Below are 16,413 nucleotides of genomic sequence, written 5' to 3' on the forward strand. Positions count from 1 at the left end.
CGCCCCGCGCCGGTTTCCCGCGTGTCCCCGCCCGAGGCGACGACACGCAGCAGCCTTTGGATCAGGCCGGACCGAACCCGCGGGTGGTCTTCTTTTCGCTCTTTTCCGCCTTCTTTTCCTTGGCGGTCTTGGCAGGTTTCTTCTTCTGCTCTTTCTTCTTGTCCAGACCCTTGCTCATTGCGGTAATCCTTTTGTCGGTAGCGACGGCGCGAGCATGCCACATCTGCCAGCCGCCAAGGCGTCGGACGCCTTTCGCGACGTGCTTCACGTCACCCTCGACGCGGCAACCGCTAAGCTCGGGCGGTCGCCACACGAGCCATGCCGATGCCAACCCTGCCTTCCCTGCGCCGTGCCTGTGCGCTTGCCCTGCTGCTGCCCCTGGCCAGCCTCGCACACGCCGCCGAACCGGTGCGCGCGGTGGATACGCTGGATATCGACCGCTATGCCGGGCAGTGGCACGAAATCGCCCATCTGCCGGTGTCCTTCCAGAAGAAATGCGTCGGGGACATCACGGCCACCTACGGGCTGCGCAGCAATGGCCGCATCTCGGTACTCAACGGCTGCCGGGTCGAGGACGGCACCCGTATACAGGCCGAAGGTGTCGCACGCCCGGTCAAGGGCGAACCGGGTCAACTGGAGGTCCGTTTTGCCCCCGACTGGTTGTCCTGGGTGCCACTGGTCTGGGCCGATTACTGGGTGATCGCGCTGGATCCGGACTACCAATGGGCGGTGGTCGGCGAGCCGGACCGCAAGTACCTGTGGATCCTGTCACGCTCGCCGAGCATGGAACGCGGGCAGTTCGAAGCGCTCAAGGCCCGGGCCGAAGCGATGGGCTACGACCTGGCCCCATTGAAGGTCCTCGCGCCACTGCGCTGATCCGCCGGCCGCGCCGCGTGCTGCCCAACCCCGCCTGACGCCCCCGTGCCCGCCCGCTGCCACTGGCAGCGGTGCGCGTTAATCTCTTGCGTTCAGGTGGGTGCCTGTGCACGCCACCATACGCCGTAGTATCTTTCTCTGCACGCACCCCTTCCGCGAGGACCTGCGCCATGCTCCACCGCTTCCGTTTCATCCTGATCGTCCTGTCCGTCCTCGCCCTTGCCGCCTGTGGCGAAAAGGTGGTCAAACGCGTTTCCGAACCGGCCAGCAGCCTGCAGCAACTGACCGTCAACGCCGATGGCAGCTGGAAGGTGGCCCTGCGCCTGCAGAACTTCAGCTCCATGCCCATGCGCTTCGATGACGTTGCCCTGAAGCTTTCGGTCGGCGATGCCGAGGCCGGCACCCTGAGTGCCAAGCCCGGCGTATCGATCGGCGGCGCATCGGCCGATGTGATCGAACTGCAGCTGCAGCCGGCCGCCCAGGCCCGCCTGATCGTGGCCGACGCGCTGGCCAGCAACCACACGCTGGCCTACACGCTGGAAGGGTCGGTGTCGGCCACGCCGGAAGAAAAGAAACAACGCACGTTCCAGATCAACAACCGCAGCACCCTCAACCACGCCCCGGGCCTGCCCGGCGTGCTGCGCTGAGGCGACGCACTTTCATCGCCGCGCCACGCCCCCGCCCCCTGATCGAGATGCTTCAACGATGAGCAGCTATACCGCCCCGCTTTCCGACCTGCGTTTCGCCCTGCATGACGTGCTCAAGGTAGAGCCGCTGTTCGCCCGCCTGGGCTTCACCGACGCCACCGCCGACGTAGTGGATGCCGTGCTGGAAGAAGCCGGCCGCTTCAGCGCCTCGGTGCTGGCACCGCTGAACAGCGTGGGCGATGAAGTGGGCTGCGTGCTCGACCAGGCCAGCGGCGAGGTCACCACCCCGCCCGGCTTCAAGGCGGCCTATGACCAGTTCGTGGAAGGCGGCTGGACCGGCCTGACCGCCTCGCCGGAAGTCGGTGGACAGGGCCTGCCGCACACCCTGGGCGTGCCGCTCAACGAGATGATCAACGGCGCCAACCTGGCGTGGGGCAACTTCCCGCTGCTCTCGCATGGTGCGATCGAGGCACTGAAGCAGCATGGCGAAGCGTGGCAGCACGACGCCTTCCTGAAGCCGCTGATCGAAGGCCGCTGGACCGGCACCATGTGCCTGACCGAACCGCATTGCGGCACCGACCTGGGCCTGCTGAAGACCAAGGCCGAGCCGAACCCGGACGGCAGCTACCGCATCACCGGCACCAAGATCTTCATCACCGCCGGCGAGCACGACCTGACCGACAACATCGTGCACCTGGTGCTGGCCAAACTGCCCGATGCGCCCCCGGGGGCGAAGGGCATTTCGCTGTTCGTCACCCCGAAGTTCAAGGTCGACCGCGACGGGAACGTCGGCGAGCGCAACGCACTGCGCTGCGGTTCCATCGAGCACAAGATGGGCATCAAGGGATCGGTCACCTGCGTGATGAACTTCGACGGCGCCGAAGGCTACCTGGTCGGGCAGCCGCACAAGGGCCTGCAGGCAATGTTCACCATGATGAACACCGCACGCCTGGGGGTGGGGCTGCAGGGCATTGGCCTGTCCGAGCGTGCCTACCAGAACGCGCTGAAGTATTCGCGCGAACGCCTGCAGTCGCGTTCGCTGAGCGGGGCCAAGTTCCCGGACAAGCCGGCGGACCCGATCCTGGTGCACCCGGACGTGCGCCGCATGTTGCTGACGATCAAATCGTTGGTGGAAGGCAGCCGCCTGCTGGCACTGCACGCGGCGACCCTGATCGATGTGGCGCACAGCGCGCAGGACCCGGCCGAGCGCGAACGCGCAGATACCCTGGTGAGCTTCCTGACCCCGATTTCCAAGGCATGCCAGACCGAATGGGGCATCGAGAACACCTACAACGCGCTGCAGTGCTTTGGTGGCCATGGGTACATCCGCGAACACGGCATGGAGCAACTGGCCCGCGATGCACGCATCACCACGTTGTATGAAGGCACCACCGGCATCCAGGCGCTGGACCTGATCGGCCGCAAGACCGCCTCCAGCCAGGGCGCGGGCCTGAAGCTGTTCCTGGCTGAGATCGAGACGTTCGCCAAGTCGCATGAAGGTGATGAGGCGCTGGCGGAGTTCATCGCACCGCTGCGGGCGAAGGCCGCCGAATGGGGTGGGCTGACGATGGACGTGCTGAAGCGCGCGGCTGCCAACCCGGATGAGCTGGGTGCCGCCAGCCACGATTACCTGTTCTATTCCGGGTATGTGGTGCTGGCTTACTGGTGGGCCCGCAGCGTGGCCGCGGCCGATGCCAGCGGCCAGACGGCGGCGTTCAAACTGGCCAAGCGGGAGACCGCGCGGTTCTACTTCGCGCGCGTGCTGCCGCGCACGCTGGGCCATGCTGCCGCCATCCAGGCCGGTGCGGATTCGCTGATGGCGATGGACGACGCGCGCTTCGGCGCCTGAGACAGGGCAACGGCCGAAGCATGACGGCCAGCGGCCGTCACTACCGGGCCGCGGCCTGCATTCCTCTGGAGAAAAGCCCCCTTCTGTTGAAGGGGGCGCGCCGACAGGCGGGGGGGTAGAGGAAGAATGCGCGGGCATTTTGTGTACTCCCCCGCGCTGCAAGCTCGGGGGAATACACAAAATGCAAACATTCGGGTATAAGCTGTTATCCCGATGGAGACAGACACTACACGCTTGGGTCTGATCACTACCGGAGCTGCCTTTCCCGCTCCGGACGCCGGGTCATCGCCCGAGCCCAGCCCCCTGCACCGCCCCGGCACTGTCCGCCTGCTCTCCCTTGATGCCCACGGCCGGGTCCTTGACTGGATCAACTGGCAGGATGCCTCCTGCCTGTATGCACGTGGCGCGGTAGCGTGGACCCTCGGCGACCCCTGCCTGCACATCCACGGCGGGACCAACCGGCTGAGCGGGCTGCGCAGCGGCCTGGACCTGCATCCGATCATCGCCACCCGTGGCCATGCGCGTTCCCGCGCCCCCGACCCCACTCCCAACCTCACCAATGCCGCGCTGTTCGCGCGCGATGCGCATCTGTGCCTGTACTGCGGCCAACAGCATTCGCGTCCCGTTCTCACCCGCGACCATGTGATGCCCCTGTCCAAGGGCGGCCTGGACGTCTGGGAAAACGTGGTCACCGCCTGCTTCCACTGCAACTCGCGCAAGAGCAACCGGACCCCGCAGCAGGCGGGCATGCCCTTGCTGGCCGTGCCTTTCCGGCCGAGCTGGATCGAACACCTGATCCTCTCCAACCGCAACATCCTGGCCGATCAGATGACGTTCCTGAAGGCACAGCTGCCGAAAAAGTCCAAGCTTTCCGCGTGAAGCCACGCGCGGCCAAACTCACTGCGCGCTCACGCGTGTCGGGGTCTGCTTGCTCCACCCCGGTTTGAGCGCGAAAATAGCCGGTCAGCACAAGTACGAACATGATGATCGACTCTGCCCGCTATCCCCGCCTCTCGCGCATCCAGACACCGGAAGAACTGCGCACGTTCGACGAATCCGAACTGAGGGCCATCGCCGACGAATTGCGCGCCTACCTGATCGAATCGGTTGGCCGCAGCGGGGGGCACTTTGCTGCCGGCCTGGGCGTCATCGAACTCACCGTGGCGCTGCACTACCTGTACCAGACGCCGCATGACCAGCTGGTCTGGGATGTAGGCCACCAGACCTACCCGCACAAGATCCTCACCGGCCGTCGCGACCAGATCCACACGGTCAAGCAGAAGGACGGCGTGGCGCCGTTCCCGAAGCGCGAGGAAAGCGAGTTCGACACCTTTGGCGTCGGCCATTCGTCGACCTCCATTTCCGCCGCGCTGGGCATGGCGATCGCACGCCAGCGCGAAGGCGATGACCGTCGCGTGGTGGCGGTCATCGGCGATGGCGCGATGACCGCCGGCATGGCGTTCGAAGCGCTGATGCACGCCGGCGGCATGGAACCTGAGCCGAACCTGCTGGTGATTCTCAACGACAACAACATGTCGATCTCCGAGGCCGTCGGCGGGCTGACCAAGGTGCTCGGCCGCGCCACCGGCAGCCGCACGCTCAATGCGCTGCGCGAAGGCGGCAAGAAGATCCTCGGTGACAAGCGCAACAACCCGGCGCGCTTCGTCAAGCGCTGGGAAGAACACTGGAAGGGCATGTTCGTGCCCTCCACCATGTTCGAAGAGATGGGCTTCCACTACACCGGCCCGATCGACGGCCATGACATGCCTGCGCTGCTGTCCACGCTGAAGACGCTGCGGACGCTGAAAGGCCCGAAGCTGCTGCACGTGCTGACCACCAAGGGCAAGGGCTACGAGCCGGCCGAAGGCGACCAGATCGGCTACCACGCGGTGGGTCCGTTCGATCCGGTCAAGGGCCTGGTGGCCAAGGGCGGGGCGAAGAAGCCGACCTATACCGATGTGTTCAGTGACTGGCTGTGCGACGCCGCTGCGGCCGACCCGCGCATGCACGCCATCACCCCGGCAATGCGCGAGGGCTCCGGACTGGTGCGCTTCAGCCGCGAGTATCCAGAACGCTACTTCGACGTGGCCATTGCCGAACAACACGCCGTGACCCTGGCCGCCGGCATGGCGACCCAGGGTGCCAAGCCGGTGGTGGCGATCTACTCCACCTTCCTGCAGCGCGCCTACGACCAACTGGTGCACGACGTGGCGATCCAGAAGCTGGACGTGCTGTTCGCCATCGACCGCGCCGGCGTGGTCGGCCCGGACGGCGCCACCCATGCTGGCAACCTGGACCTGAGCTTCCTGCGCTGCGTGCCGAACATGGTGGTGATGGCCCCATCCAACGAGGCCGAATGCCGGCAGATGCTGAGCACCGGCCTGCAGTACGCCGGCCCGGCCGCGGTGCGCTATCCGCGCGGCAGCGGCACCGGCGTGGACGCTGGCAGCGATCTGTCCACCCTGCCGATCGGCAAGGGCGAGATCCGTGTGGAAGGCAGTCGCGTGGTCCTGCTGGCCTTCGGCAGCACCGTGCCGGCGGCCGAGGAAGTGGGCCGTGCACTCGGCTTGACCGTGGTCAACATGCGCTTCATCAAGCCGCTGGATCGCGAGCTGGTGCTGCAGCTGGCCGCACGCCACGACGGCTTCGTCACCATCGAAGACAACGTGGTGGCCGGCGGTGCCGGCTCGGCCGTGGCCGAACTGCTGAGCGCCGAGGACGTGCTGAAGTCGATCCTGCACCTGGGCCTGCCCGACAGCTTCCAGCATCATGCCAGCCGCGAAGACCTGCTGGGCGAAGCAGGCATCGATGCGGCGGGTATCCGTGCAGCCGTGCTGAAGCGCTGGCCGACCTTGCAGGCCGGCAGCGCGCCGCTGAGCGCGGCAGGTTGACCCCGGTACTGACGGCCGCTGGCCGTCAGGTTATTGCGGGGTGGGTGACGGCCGCTGGCCGTCACGCGCTTGCCGCTGCGCTCGCCGAGCATGGCTCGGCGCTACCGCGGTAGTGACGGCCGCTGGCCGTCAGCTGTTGCCGGGGTGGGGACGACCGTTGGTCGTCACGCTCCGGCCGCTGCGCTCGCCGAGCATGGCTATGCCGGTCGTCCTGACCGGCACCCTCCGGGCCGTCGCAAGCGACGTTGGCAGCGGCTCCTGCCGCTGCCTGCGGCGCTACCCACGGCCGGATGACACGCGCGGTCAACGCACCATGAACTGCCCACGGCAGCCGTTGCTGACCCATACGCCGTTGCGATCCCAGCCCCAGCTCTGGCCCTCGATGCAGGCCGTGCCGGACTTCTGCTTCACCAGGCGGGCATCCTGGCGGATGGTGACGTTGCAGCGGCGCTGGCGACGGTCATTGGAATCGCAGTCGATCACCTGGCCGGACGAACCCCAGCCATTGCCGTTGCCATTGCCGCCGCCCCAGTTGCCCCCACCGTGGCCGGGTCGCGACGGACGCCCACGTTCACCGACAAACTCCGCGCGGCAGCCGTTGCTGACCCACACGCCGCCGCGTGACTGGCCCCAGCTGCGGCCTTCAACGCAGGCGGCACCTGACAGCTGGCGGACCAGCCGTGCGCGGCCGTCCAGACGGCATTCCTGATTGCGGTTCTTGATCGACTCACAGCGGATCGTGTTGGCCCCGCTGTAGCCATAGCGATCGTTGTCGCGATACTGCGCCTGCGCGGAGCCGGCAATGCCCGCGCCCACCAGCAAGGGGAGACAGACGGCCCACAGCATCGAAGGGCGGCGCGAAACAGACAGTTCCTGGGTCATCGTGGTGCGTCCTGGTGTGGCGGAATGAGCCGAGCATGGCGCAACCGGAAGGCCGCGCAAAGATAGCCCGCACACCCTCGGTCGCTGCCCATTCAAGTAGGCGAGCGGAAGCTGAACGAGTTCATCCGATTTCGGACCCGGCGCGCGGTGTCAGCCGTAACTGACGGTATCGACGAAGGCGTCGCTGACCTCCACGCGCACCGAGCAGGCCTGCCCGGTACGGGTGTGCAGCTCACGGGCCAGCGCATCGGCGAAATCGAACGCCGCACTGCCCTCGTGGAAGGAAATGGCTTCCGGCTTCTGCGGATGCAGCACGCGCCAATGGCGCTGCTCGTTCTGGACGCGGATCAACATAAGGTCTCTCTCCATGATCGGACGGGGTGCAAACCAGGTCGACGATCGCGGGTAGCGGCCTTGCCACCCCTGTTCTTCGACTGATCCATGACACCAATGGCCCCCGCCAGTTACGGAGGCTAGGGCAGATTCCAGTCGCACGGCATCAGGGTTTTCTGAAATTTCAACCGAAGCGGAGTGCCTCCACGACCGTGCCAAAGGCAGCCACCTGCACCGTCACCGCTGTGCCGGTGTGGCCGTGATGAGCCAGGGCCAGCGCCGCGGCGGCATCGAAAGCCTCTTTTCCGCAGATGAAATTCCGCGAACGCTCCCAGCTGGGATGCACGACACGCCAGTGGCGGCTGATGTTCTGGACGACGATGACCATGGACGGGCTCTCCGGATTGCAGCGGGGGCGCCATAAGCGACAGCGCCATGCATGCAGCCTAGGTCGCCGCCCCTGGGAGACCCATCGTTCCGGTCTGAATTGCCCTGCCCTCACATGACTGACGCTGTTCACGAGCCCGATTCCGTGATGCTTGTCACGGCGCTTTAACCATTTCACACTACGTACACCTTAGGGGGCCCCTTCCACATGCGCACCTTTCTGTACCAGCGTCCTTCCCTGCTCAAGTTCTACTTCGGCGCCAGCTATGTGATCCTCGTCGAGGAGCTGATCCGCGCATCGCTGTTCTGACACGCCGGTGGACGCCGCGCCCGGCGCATTGAACAATCACTGGCTCCAATGCCTGCGTGAGTGTTCCATGTCCGACCTGCCTGCCCTGCCCGTCCTGCAACCCGGCCGCTACCGCCATTTCAAAGGCGGCCTGTACGAAGTCCTGGACGTGGTCCGCAGCAGCGAGACCCTGCAGCCGATGGTGCTTTACCGCGCACTGTATGGCGAAGGCGGCCTGTGGGTGCGCCCCTATGCGATGTTCGTGGAACAGGTGGACCGCGCGGACGGTAGCCAGCCGCGTTTCGCCCGCCTCGACGATTGACCGTCAGGCCGACACCGCCGCATGATCGGTGCATCTCCCGGCGGATGTCCCGATGCGTAACGCGTGCCTGGCCCTGATGGTTTGTTCCACGCTCTTCGTCAGTGGCGCCGTGCAGGCACAACAGGCCGACGAACCGCCGTCGTTTGATCGCCCCGGCATCGGCCTGGGCACCGGCATCGTGCCGCGCGGCGCGCTGGCACTGGAGCTGGGACTTCCCTCCCATGAACGCGATCGCGATGCCGATGGTCTTCGCACCGAACAGCTCTCCGGCGAGGTGACGCTGCGCACCGGCCTGTTTGAACGCTGGGAACTGCAGTTTTCCGGATCGCCCTGGCAGCGCAAGCGCAGCCGTTTACCCGGCATGGCCAGCACGCGCGCCCAAGGCGGCGGCGATGCACAACTCGCCCTGAAGTGGGCACCGCCGACCGGTAGCGAGACCGACCGCTGGGCACTGCTGGGGTCGGCCATCGTGGCACGCGGCGACGCAGCATTCAGCGAGGGGCGCCAGTACGCGCTGGCAGGCAGTTATGAGCACGACTTCAGCGACCAGTGGACCGGTGCACTGTATGCCAGCCACAGCCGCGGTGACGGCGAGCGCAGCACGGTGTGGTCGCCCAGCGTCTCGCTGGCCCTCACGCCCCGGCTGTCTGCATTCGTGGAGGCTGGGGTGACCAAGGCGCACGGCGAGCCACGGGAAACGGTGGCCGGTGGCGGGGTGACCTGGATGTGGACCGATCGGGTCCAGTTGGATGCGTCGCTTGATACCGGTCTGGACGCCCACAGCCCGGACCTGCAGGCCGGGCTCGGGATTTCCGCGTACTTCGATTAAGCGTACCGACGAGGGTCAGCACGTCAGGCAGGCTTTACCACGGTGCGAACATGGTGACCCCTACGATCACCAGCACCACGGCCAACGCGATCATCAGGTAATGGCTCTGGCGCCAGGAGGGTTTCGGTTTTCCAGGGGTATTCATGGGTAGTGCTCCAATGCGTTGGCTTACCCCCACAGAGTGCGTTACAGCCGGCATCGGCGAAGTGCACGCCGCGTGCAGGCCGCGTCAGCATCATGCGTCCCGTGCCTGCACGAAAAAGGCCCGCGCTTCACGGCGCGGGCCTCTCGTTGCTTCTTCAGTGCGACATTACCTGCGGGTGCCGTCCAGCCAGTTCGGTCCCTTGTTCTTCAGGAAGAAGATGTAGACCACCAACGACACCGCAATCACCGCGGTGATGTAAATGACGAACTCATTGACGCGACCAGCCTTCAGCGCGCCCTGGTACAGCAGCGGCGCGGTGCCGCCGAACAGCGAGTTGGCCAGTGCGTAGCCCAGGCCGACGCCCAGTGCGCGGATGTGCGCCGGGAACAGCTCTGCCTTGACCACCGCGTTGATCGACGTATACCCGGTCAGGATCACGAAACCGGTCGCCAGGATCAGGAACGCCGACAGCGCCGAGGTCTGCTGCGGCAAAGCGGTGACCAGGTACCAGGTGTACAGCACGCCACCCACACCGAAGAACACCAGCAGGCTCTTGCGGCCGATGCGATCGGACAGCAGGCCGCCCAGCGGCTGCAGCAGCATCAGGAAGGTCAGCACGCCCAGGTTGATCAGCGTGCCGGTGATCACGTCGTCGCCGGCGAAGGCGGTCTGGATCATCTTCGGGCCGTTGATGGTGTAGGTGTAGAACGCCACCGTACCGCCGGCAGTGATCAGGAAGCACAGCAGCAGCGGGCGCCACTGGTTGACGAACAGTTCGCGCATCGACCCGCTGGCCTTGGCCTTGCCATCCTTCGCCGCTTCGATCGATTCCGCGCTCAGCGATTCATCCATCGTCCGACGCAGCCAGAACACCACCAGCGCCCCGATGCCGCCGATGCCGAAGGCCACGCGCCAGCCCCATTCGGACACGTGCGAGGTGTCCCAGGACAGCAGCATCACCAGCAGCACGGCCTGCGCCAGGACGTGCCCACCCACCAGGGTGACGTAATGGAACGAGGACAGGAAACCGCGCCAGCCGGGCACGGCCGCTTCGGACATGTAGGTGGCACTGGCGCCGTACTCACCGCCGGTGGCAAAACCCTGCAGCAGGCGTGCGAACAGCAGGATCACCGCCGCCCATATGCCGATGGACGCCGCGGTGGGCGCGATGGCGATCAGGAAGGAGCAGGCGGCCATCACGCTGACCGACACGGTGAGCGCCAGGCGACGGCCGTAACGGTCGGCAAAGCGGCCGAAGTACCATGCGCCGATCGGGCGCATCAGGAAGGTGGCAGCGAAGATTCCCCAGATGTACATCGTGGAGTTCTTGTCGTCGGCCGAGAAGAACTGCGATTCGAAGTACTTGGCGAACACCGAGTAAACGTAGACGTCGTACCACTCGACCAGGTTGCCGGCCGAGCCTTTCAGCGTGTTGGACACCGAACGTTTCAGCGCAGCGCGCTCCGAAACGGGCGATGCCGCGGTGGATTGGGAAATACTCATGGGGGAAAACGGCCCTCAGGTTGAGCCCACGGCAGGGGCATTGGATCCGGCAGCCGCCGACGACGCGCCATGGCGTAGTAGGCAGGAATGCCGAGGCAAGTACCTTACCTGAGGACGACGTGAAACACCGTTACACCTTCGGGCTATGGCGTTTACGGGTCGCCTGCTCCCCCGACCTGCGACTTTTCGCTGAATGCGCGACGGTGCAGGTCGTGGACACCACGTTGATGCGGTCGGGCGCATCCTGTCATTCGTTACCAGCGCGTGAGTGCGCCGAGCACCTCTTCCCATGCCGCAGCTGTCAGAGGAATTGAAAGTCCAGGAAAGGATGACCGCCGTAGGCGCCCTCCAGGTGCTGGATGCGGCAGCGGGAGCGTCATTGGACCGCATCACGCAGCTGGCGGCCTTCGCATTCAACGCACCGGTCGCCTTCGTCTCCATCGTCGGCGTGGATAATCAGCGCTTCATCTCACGGGTCGGGCTGGAGATCAGCGGAACCGACATCCGTTCCTCTGTCTGCTCCTATACCATCACCTCACCTGACGTGATGGTGGTCAGCGACCTGCGCGCCGATCCGCGATTCGTGGAGAACGGCCTGGTCTGCGGTCCACCGCATCTTCGCTTCTATGCAGGCGCGCCGTTGATCGCCAAGAACGGCGTGGCAATCGGCGCCATCTGCGTCATGGGCGCCGAACCGCGCGAGCTCGGCGAAGACGAACGCCAGCACCTGAAAACGCTGGCCGCCATGGCGATGAGCCAGCTGGAGCTGCGGCGCCTGTCCGGCCGCCAGGATCCGGTCAGCGGCCTGTCCAACCGCCATCAGTTCCATATCGACTATGACGGGCTGGTAGCGCGCGCCACCGCCGGAATGATGTACGCCGTCATGCTGGACGTGCTGGACGTGCCGCGCCTGGACGAAGCCGGCCAAGCGCTCGGGATGCCCCCACTGGAAGCGATGCTGCATCGCTCCGGCGTACGCCTGCGCGTGGCGCTCGAAGACATCACCGATGTCTATCACGTCGGCGTGAGCCGTTTTGCGTTCCTGATCGACCTGCCCACGCCCGACGACGTGGAGGCGCTGCTGCTGGAATTGAAGCAGCGCGTGATCCGCCCGGTGATGGCCGCCGCGGTGCCGATGTCGCCGCAGTTCCATGCCGGCATCTGCGCCTTCGATCCCACCACCGACAGCAGTAATGACGTGCTGCGCAAGCTGCTGGTGGGCGTGCAGGCGGCGATCAGCAGCCGCCGCGATTTCTGCTGGTACTCCGAGCGCCGCGACGAACTGCTTCGGCGTGGTTACCGGCTGGCCGCCGATGCCGAACGCGGCCTGCGCCGCGAAGAGTTCTACCTGCTGTTCCAGCCGCGCGTGGACACGCTGACCGGCGCGGTGGTGTCGGCCGAAGCGCTGATCCGCTGGAACCATCCACGGCTGGGTCCCGTCGGGCCGGGCGAGTTCATTCCGGTGTTCGAACGCACTGCGCTGATGCCGGCGGTCAGCGACTGGGTGGTGGACGCGGCGCTGGATCAGCTGGCGGCGTGGCAGCGCGACGGCCTTTCGTTGGGCATGTCGATCAACCTGGCCGCGTCCGATCTGTCCACCGACGGCATGGCCGAGCGCCTGCTGCAGAAGCTGGCCGCGCGTGACCTGCCCCCGACCCTGCTGGAAATCGAGATCACCGAGGGCGAATGGCTGCGTGCCAATACCGTCGCCGGTGACCAGCTGGCGCGCCTGGCCGGAGTGGGCGTACGCGTGGCGATCGATGACTTCGGCAGCGGTTACAGCAACTTCGGCTATCTCTCGCGGCTGCCGATTTCCACCATCAAGATGGACAAATCACTGGTGGACCATCTGGGCGATGACCCGGGCGCACGGCTGAAGGCGAAGGCCATCATCGAGCTGGCCAAGGGCCTGGGCTACACCACCGTGGCCGAAGGCGTGGAAAGCCTGGAGCAGCGGCAGGTGCTGACCGAACTGGGCTGTGACCAGCTGCAGGGGTACCTGTTCGCCGAACCCCTGGCGGCGCACGAACTGGCGTCGATGATGGCCCGGTAGTGACGGCCGCTGGCCGCCATCCCTCCCGGCTTCGGCAGTGACGCCCGCCTTCGGTGGGTGACGACCGTTGGTCGTCACGCTCCTGCCCTGCCCTGCCGCTGCGCTCGCCGAGCATGGCTCGGCGCTACCAACAAAACGAAAAAGGCCCGCGCATTGCTGCACGAGCCTCTTCTTTCATCACAGTGGTCGGGACGGCCGGATTCGAACCGACGACCCTCTGCCCCCCAGGCAGATGCGCTACCAGGCTGCGCTACGCCCCGAATATCTGCGATGTTGCCCCGCCGTTGAAGCGGGCCGTGAAGTATAGCGGATCAACGCGAAAAAAGAATCAGCGGCGAAGCAGTTGCAGCACTTCTTCCAGTTCCACGCGGACCTGCTTGATGATCTGCTGGCTGAGCGCGGCTTCGCCACGCGCATCGGCGCCATCCAGCCGCAACCGCGCCCCGCCGATCGTATAGCCCTGTTCGTACAGCAGGCTGCGGATCTGCCGGATCATCAGCACGTCATGGCGCTGGTAATAGCGACGGTTGCCGCGACGTTTGGCCGGCTCCAGGCTGGGAAACTCGGTCTCCCAGTAGCGCAGCACGTGCGGCTTGACGTCGCACAACTCACTGACCTCACCGATGGTGAAGTAGCGCTTGGCCGGTATCGGCGGAAGCTCTCTGTTACTGCCCGGATCCAGCATACGCTTCCACCCTTTCCTTGAGCTTCTGGCCCGGACGGAAGGTGACCACCGTGCGGGCGGAAATCGGAATTTCCTCACCGGTCTTCGGGTTGCGACCCGGGCGCTGGTTCTTGCGCCGCAGGTCGAAGTTGCCAAAGCCGGACAGCTTTACCTGACGTCCATGTTGCAATGCCTCACGCAGCACATCGAAGAACGCATCGACGAATTCCTTGGCCTCACGCTTGTTCAAGCCGACTTCGTCGAACAGTTTTTCGGCCATTTCAGCCTTGGTCAGTGCCATCGCCTGCTTACCCCTGGGTGCTGCCCGCTCAACCGCGGATCCGGGCGTGGTGTTCACGCTCGATGGCGGCAAACACCTCGGTCACCACCGCGTCCACGTCGCGGTCCGTCAGAGTGCGCGACTTGTCCTGCAAAATCAAGCCCATAGCGAGACTCTTGAAGCCCGGCTCGACCCCCTGCCCGACATATCGGTCGAACAGGTTCAGCTCGCGCAGCAGGGGCCCGGCGGCCAGTCGGACCGTAGCCGCCAGATCGGTCCAGGCGACCGCATCGGGGGCCAGCACGGCCAGGTCGCGGCGTACCGCCGGGAAACGCGAAAGCTCGCTGGCACGCGGCAGTTCGCGGGCGGCCAGCGGCGCCAGGTCCAGCTCCAGGGCGTAGACGTCCACATCGATGTCCATCGCCTTGGCCAGGCGCGGGTGGATCTGACCGATCCAGCCCAGGCGGACATCGCCGCGGTAGACATCGGCCGAACGCGCCGGATGCCCGTAAGGCTGGACCGAGGGCTTGAAGGTCAGCTCGGCGCCACTGGCGGCGGCCAATGCTTCCAGGTCGCCCTTCAGGTCGTGGAAGTCGACCTTGCGTGCGGCCAGGCCCCACTGCTCGGCGTCGGCATCACCACATACCACGGCGGCCACGCGCTGGGTTTCCAGCGGCGCCGGCGCGCCTTCCCCAGCCTGCGCGGCAAACGCGCGGCCGATCTCGAACAGGCGCACCCGGCCGGCCTGGCGGGCCACGTTGCGGCCCAGCGTGGCGACCAGGCCCGGCAGCAGCGCCGGACGCATCACCGCCAGTTCGGCCGACAGCGGGTTGGCCAGCGGCACCAGGTTGTCGACCAGCTGCCACTGCTGCAGCAGCTGGGCATCGACGAAGGCGAAGTTGATGGTTTCCTGCAGCTCGCGCGCCAGCAGCTGGCGCCGCACGCTGAGCTCTTCCAGGCGGGTTTCGCTGGGCATCGCCACGCGCGCGGCGCCGCCCGGCAGCGTGGTCGGGATCTGCTCGTAGCCGTGGATACGGGCCAGTTCTTCGATCAGGTCTTCTTCGATGGCGATGTCGAAACGACGGCTGGGCGCGGTGACCTGCCAGCCCTCGCCCGCTGCCGCCACGTCCATGCCCAGCGCGCGCAGGATGCGCTCCACTTCGGCGTCTTCGATGGTGATGCCCAACACGCGGGTGATGCGTGCGCGGCGCAGCATGATCGGCGCCGGCGACGGCAGGTCGTCTGCGCGCAACGCTTCGGTCACCGGAGAAGCGGTGCCGCCAGCCAGTTCCAGCACCAGCGCGGTGGCGTGCTCGATGGCCGCACGCGGCAGCGCCGGGTCCACGCCCCGTTCGAAGCGATGGCCGGCATCAGTATGCAGGCCCAGCTTGCGGCCGCGGCCCATGATCGCCGCCGGCGCGAAGTGCGCCGCTTCCAGGAAGACATCGGTGGTGGCGTCCGTCACGCGGGTGTCGAAGCCGCCCATCAGGCCGGCCAGGCCGACCGGACGGTCCGCATCGGTGACCACCAGGAAGCTGTCGTCCAGCGCGGCGTCGCGGCCATCCAGCAGCTTCAGGGCTTCGCCCGCGCGCGACCGGCGCACGCCGATCGGGCCGCTCAGCGTGCCGAGGTCATAGGCATGCATCGGCTGGCCAAGGTCGAGCATCACGTATTGGGTGATGTCCACCAGCAGCGATACCGGGCGCACGCCGCTGCGGCGCAGGCGCTCGGCCATCCACAGCGGGGTCCTGGCAGCGGCGTTGACCCCTTCGATGACCCGGCCCAGGTAACGCGGCGCTTCGGCGCCGGCATTGAGTTCGATCGCCAGCTCACGCGAGCCGGTGGCCGGCACCGCATCGGCGGCGAACGGCACCACCTCGCTGCGGGTGGCAGCGGCCACGTCGAAGGCGATGCCGCGCACGCTGAAGCAGTCGGCGCGATTGGGGGTCAGCTTGATCTCGATGCTGCTGTCGGGCAGGCCGAGATACTCGACCAGCCCCTGCCCCACCGGTGCGTCATCGGGCAGTTCGAACAGGCCGGACGCATCGGAATCCAGGCCCAGCTCCTTGGCCGAACACAGCATGCCGTTGGAATCCACGCCGCGCAGCCTGGCCGCGCTGATCTTCAACGCGCCGATCTGTGCACCGACCATCGCCAACGGCGCGACCAGGCCCGGGCGCGCGTTCGGCGCGCCGCAGACGATCTGCAGCAGTTCGCCGCGGCCGGCATCGACCTGGCAGATCTGCAGGCGGTCGGCTTCCGGGTGGCGCACGGCCTCCACGATGCGCGCGACGACCACGTGATCCAGGCCACCGCCGAGCGCGTCGACCTCTTCCACTTCCAGGCCGATGGCGGTCAGCACGGCGCTGAGCTCATCGCGCGAGGCGGTGGTGGGGACGTGGCTGCGCAGCCAGTTTTCAGAGATTTTCATGTTGTTGCGTCCTCGTTGACGACCAGCGGTCG

General features: G+C 66.3%; 15 protein-coding genes and 1 tRNA gene. 8 read left to right on the forward strand and 8 right to left on the reverse strand.

Annotated elements, in window-relative coordinates; all coding sequences use genetic code 11:
• Positions 1–324: 324 nt before the first annotated feature.
• From SOM47_RS00125 to dxs, 5 genes are all read left to right on the forward strand, one after another.
• Positions 325–876, forward strand: a complete 552-nt coding sequence (locus tag SOM47_RS00125) for a lipocalin family protein (RefSeq protein ID WP_320504444.1) — start codon at positions 325–327, stop codon at positions 874–876.
• Between the two features lie 170 nt (positions 877–1,046).
• Positions 1,047–1,523: an LEA type 2 family protein gene (locus tag SOM47_RS00130; protein WP_320504445.1), complete on the forward strand. Its 477-nt coding sequence runs from the start codon at positions 1,047–1,049 to the stop codon at positions 1,521–1,523.
• A 58-nt stretch (positions 1,524–1,581) separates the two neighbouring features.
• Entirely contained in the window at positions 1,582–3,372 is a 1,791-nt protein-coding gene (locus SOM47_RS00135; RefSeq protein WP_320504446.1) for an acyl-CoA dehydrogenase C-terminal domain-containing protein, read from the forward strand.
• Between the two features lie 213 nt (positions 3,373–3,585).
• On the forward strand, positions 3,586–4,251 hold the full coding sequence (locus tag SOM47_RS00140) for an HNH endonuclease (protein ID WP_320504447.1): 666 nt from the start codon (positions 3,586–3,588) through the stop codon (positions 4,249–4,251).
• Positions 4,252–4,355: 104 nt separating this feature from the next.
• Positions 4,356–6,263 (forward strand): 1-deoxy-D-xylulose-5-phosphate synthase, encoded by a 1,908-nt coding sequence (gene dxs, locus SOM47_RS00145; RefSeq protein WP_192084123.1) that lies wholly within the window; start codon positions 4,356–4,358, stop codon positions 6,261–6,263.
• 303 nt (positions 6,264–6,566) lie between these two features.
• Here the strand turns inward: dxs and SOM47_RS00150 are convergent, their stop codons facing one another.
• From SOM47_RS00150 to SOM47_RS00160, 3 genes are all read right to left on the reverse strand, one after another.
• Positions 6,567–7,145 carry a DUF3011 domain-containing protein gene (locus tag SOM47_RS00150; RefSeq protein ID WP_320504448.1) on the reverse strand — a complete coding sequence of 193 codons (579 nt, stop codon included), beginning with the start codon at positions 7,143–7,145 and terminating at the stop codon, positions 6,567–6,569.
• Positions 7,146–7,295: 150 nt separating this feature from the next.
• Positions 7,296–7,499 (reverse strand): hypothetical protein, encoded by a 204-nt coding sequence (locus SOM47_RS00155; RefSeq protein WP_042612980.1) that lies wholly within the window; start codon positions 7,497–7,499, stop codon positions 7,296–7,298.
• Between the two features lie 163 nt (positions 7,500–7,662).
• Positions 7,663–7,866 (reverse strand): hypothetical protein, encoded by a 204-nt coding sequence (locus SOM47_RS00160; RefSeq protein WP_192083307.1) that lies wholly within the window; start codon positions 7,864–7,866, stop codon positions 7,663–7,665.
• 376 nt (positions 7,867–8,242) lie between these two features.
• On the opposite strand from SOM47_RS00160, the gene SOM47_RS00165 reads away from it, so the two are divergent.
• Positions 8,243–8,476 (forward strand): DUF1653 domain-containing protein, encoded by a 234-nt coding sequence (locus SOM47_RS00165; protein ID WP_192083306.1) that lies wholly within the window; start codon positions 8,243–8,245, stop codon positions 8,474–8,476.
• Positions 8,477–8,528: 52 nt separating this feature from the next.
• Positions 8,529–9,305: a transporter gene (locus SOM47_RS00170; RefSeq protein WP_320504449.1), complete on the forward strand. Its 777-nt coding sequence runs from the start codon at positions 8,529–8,531 to the stop codon at positions 9,303–9,305.
• 310 nt (positions 9,306–9,615) lie between these two features.
• Here SOM47_RS00170 and SOM47_RS00175 read toward each other — a convergent pair whose 3' ends face one another.
• Entirely contained in the window at positions 9,616–10,953 is a 1,338-nt protein-coding gene (locus tag SOM47_RS00175) for an MFS transporter (protein WP_101100744.1), read from the reverse strand.
• Between the two features lie 328 nt (positions 10,954–11,281).
• Here SOM47_RS00175 and SOM47_RS00180 point away from each other — a divergent pair, with 328 nt between their 5' ends.
• Positions 11,282–13,006 (forward strand): putative bifunctional diguanylate cyclase/phosphodiesterase, encoded by a 1,725-nt coding sequence (locus tag SOM47_RS00180; protein ID WP_320504450.1) that lies wholly within the window; start codon positions 11,282–11,284, stop codon positions 13,004–13,006.
• Positions 13,007–13,189: 183 nt separating this feature from the next.
• Here the strand turns inward: SOM47_RS00180 and SOM47_RS00185 are convergent.
• From SOM47_RS00185 to pheT, 4 genes are all read right to left on the reverse strand, one after another.
• Positions 13,190–13,266 (reverse strand) — tRNA-Pro (locus SOM47_RS00185).
• Between the two features lie 68 nt (positions 13,267–13,334).
• Positions 13,335–13,691: a MerR family transcriptional regulator gene (locus SOM47_RS00190; RefSeq protein WP_042612987.1), complete on the reverse strand. Its 357-nt coding sequence runs from the start codon at positions 13,689–13,691 to the stop codon at positions 13,335–13,337.
• Positions 13,672–13,971 (reverse strand): integration host factor subunit alpha, encoded by a 300-nt coding sequence (locus tag SOM47_RS00195; RefSeq protein ID WP_042612988.1) that lies wholly within the window; start codon positions 13,969–13,971, stop codon positions 13,672–13,674. Before SOM47_RS00195 ends, SOM47_RS00190 begins: the two co-directional genes overlap by 20 nt.
• 28 nt (positions 13,972–13,999) lie before the next feature.
• Positions 14,000–16,381 carry a phenylalanine--tRNA ligase subunit beta gene (gene pheT, locus SOM47_RS00200; RefSeq protein ID WP_320504451.1) on the reverse strand — a complete coding sequence of 794 codons (2,382 nt, stop codon included), beginning with the start codon at positions 16,379–16,381 and terminating at the stop codon, positions 14,000–14,002.
• Positions 16,382–16,413 lie beyond the last annotated feature (32 nt).

Source organism: Stenotrophomonas sp. CFBP8980, from assembly GCF_034046095.1.
Lineage (GTDB): Bacteria > Pseudomonadota > Gammaproteobacteria > Xanthomonadales > Xanthomonadaceae > Stenotrophomonas > Stenotrophomonas lacuserhaii.

Excerpts from the sequence above, each read along its gene's own strand:
- SOM47_RS00125 (WP_320504444.1), top strand. The coding sequence starts at position 325 with ATGCCAACCCTGCCTTCCCTGCGCCGTGCCTGTGCGCTTGCCCTGCTG.
- SOM47_RS00130 (WP_320504445.1), top strand. The coding sequence starts at position 1,047 with ATGCTCCACCGCTTCCGTTTCATCCTGATCGTCCTGTCCGTCCTCGCC.
- SOM47_RS00135 (WP_320504446.1), top strand. The coding sequence starts at position 1,582 with ATGAGCAGCTATACCGCCCCGCTTTCCGACCTGCGTTTCGCCCTGCAT.
- SOM47_RS00140 (WP_320504447.1), top strand. The coding sequence starts at position 3,586 with ATGGAGACAGACACTACACGCTTGGGTCTGATCACTACCGGAGCTGCC.
- dxs (WP_192084123.1), top strand. The coding sequence starts at position 4,356 with ATGATCGACTCTGCCCGCTATCCCCGCCTCTCGCGCATCCAGACACCG.
- SOM47_RS00150 (WP_320504448.1), bottom strand. The coding sequence starts at position 7,145 with ATGACCCAGGAACTGTCTGTTTCGCGCCGCCCTTCGATGCTGTGGGCC.
- SOM47_RS00155 (WP_042612980.1), bottom strand. The coding sequence starts at position 7,499 with ATGTTGATCCGCGTCCAGAACGAGCAGCGCCATTGGCGCGTGCTGCAT.
- SOM47_RS00160 (WP_192083307.1), bottom strand. The coding sequence starts at position 7,866 with ATGGTCATCGTCGTCCAGAACATCAGCCGCCACTGGCGTGTCGTGCAT.
- SOM47_RS00165 (WP_192083306.1), top strand. The coding sequence starts at position 8,243 with ATGTCCGACCTGCCTGCCCTGCCCGTCCTGCAACCCGGCCGCTACCGC.
- SOM47_RS00170 (WP_320504449.1), top strand. The coding sequence starts at position 8,529 with ATGCGTAACGCGTGCCTGGCCCTGATGGTTTGTTCCACGCTCTTCGTC.
- SOM47_RS00175 (WP_101100744.1), bottom strand. The coding sequence starts at position 10,953 with ATGAGTATTTCCCAATCCACCGCGGCATCGCCCGTTTCGGAGCGCGCT.
- SOM47_RS00180 (WP_320504450.1), top strand. The coding sequence starts at position 11,282 with ATGACCGCCGTAGGCGCCCTCCAGGTGCTGGATGCGGCAGCGGGAGCG.
- SOM47_RS00190 (WP_042612987.1), bottom strand. The coding sequence starts at position 13,691 with ATGCTGGATCCGGGCAGTAACAGAGAGCTTCCGCCGATACCGGCCAAG.
- SOM47_RS00195 (WP_042612988.1), bottom strand. The coding sequence starts at position 13,971 with ATGGCACTGACCAAGGCTGAAATGGCCGAAAAACTGTTCGACGAAGTC.
- pheT (WP_320504451.1), bottom strand. The coding sequence starts at position 16,381 with ATGAAAATCTCTGAAAACTGGCTGCGCAGCCACGTCCCCACCACCGCC.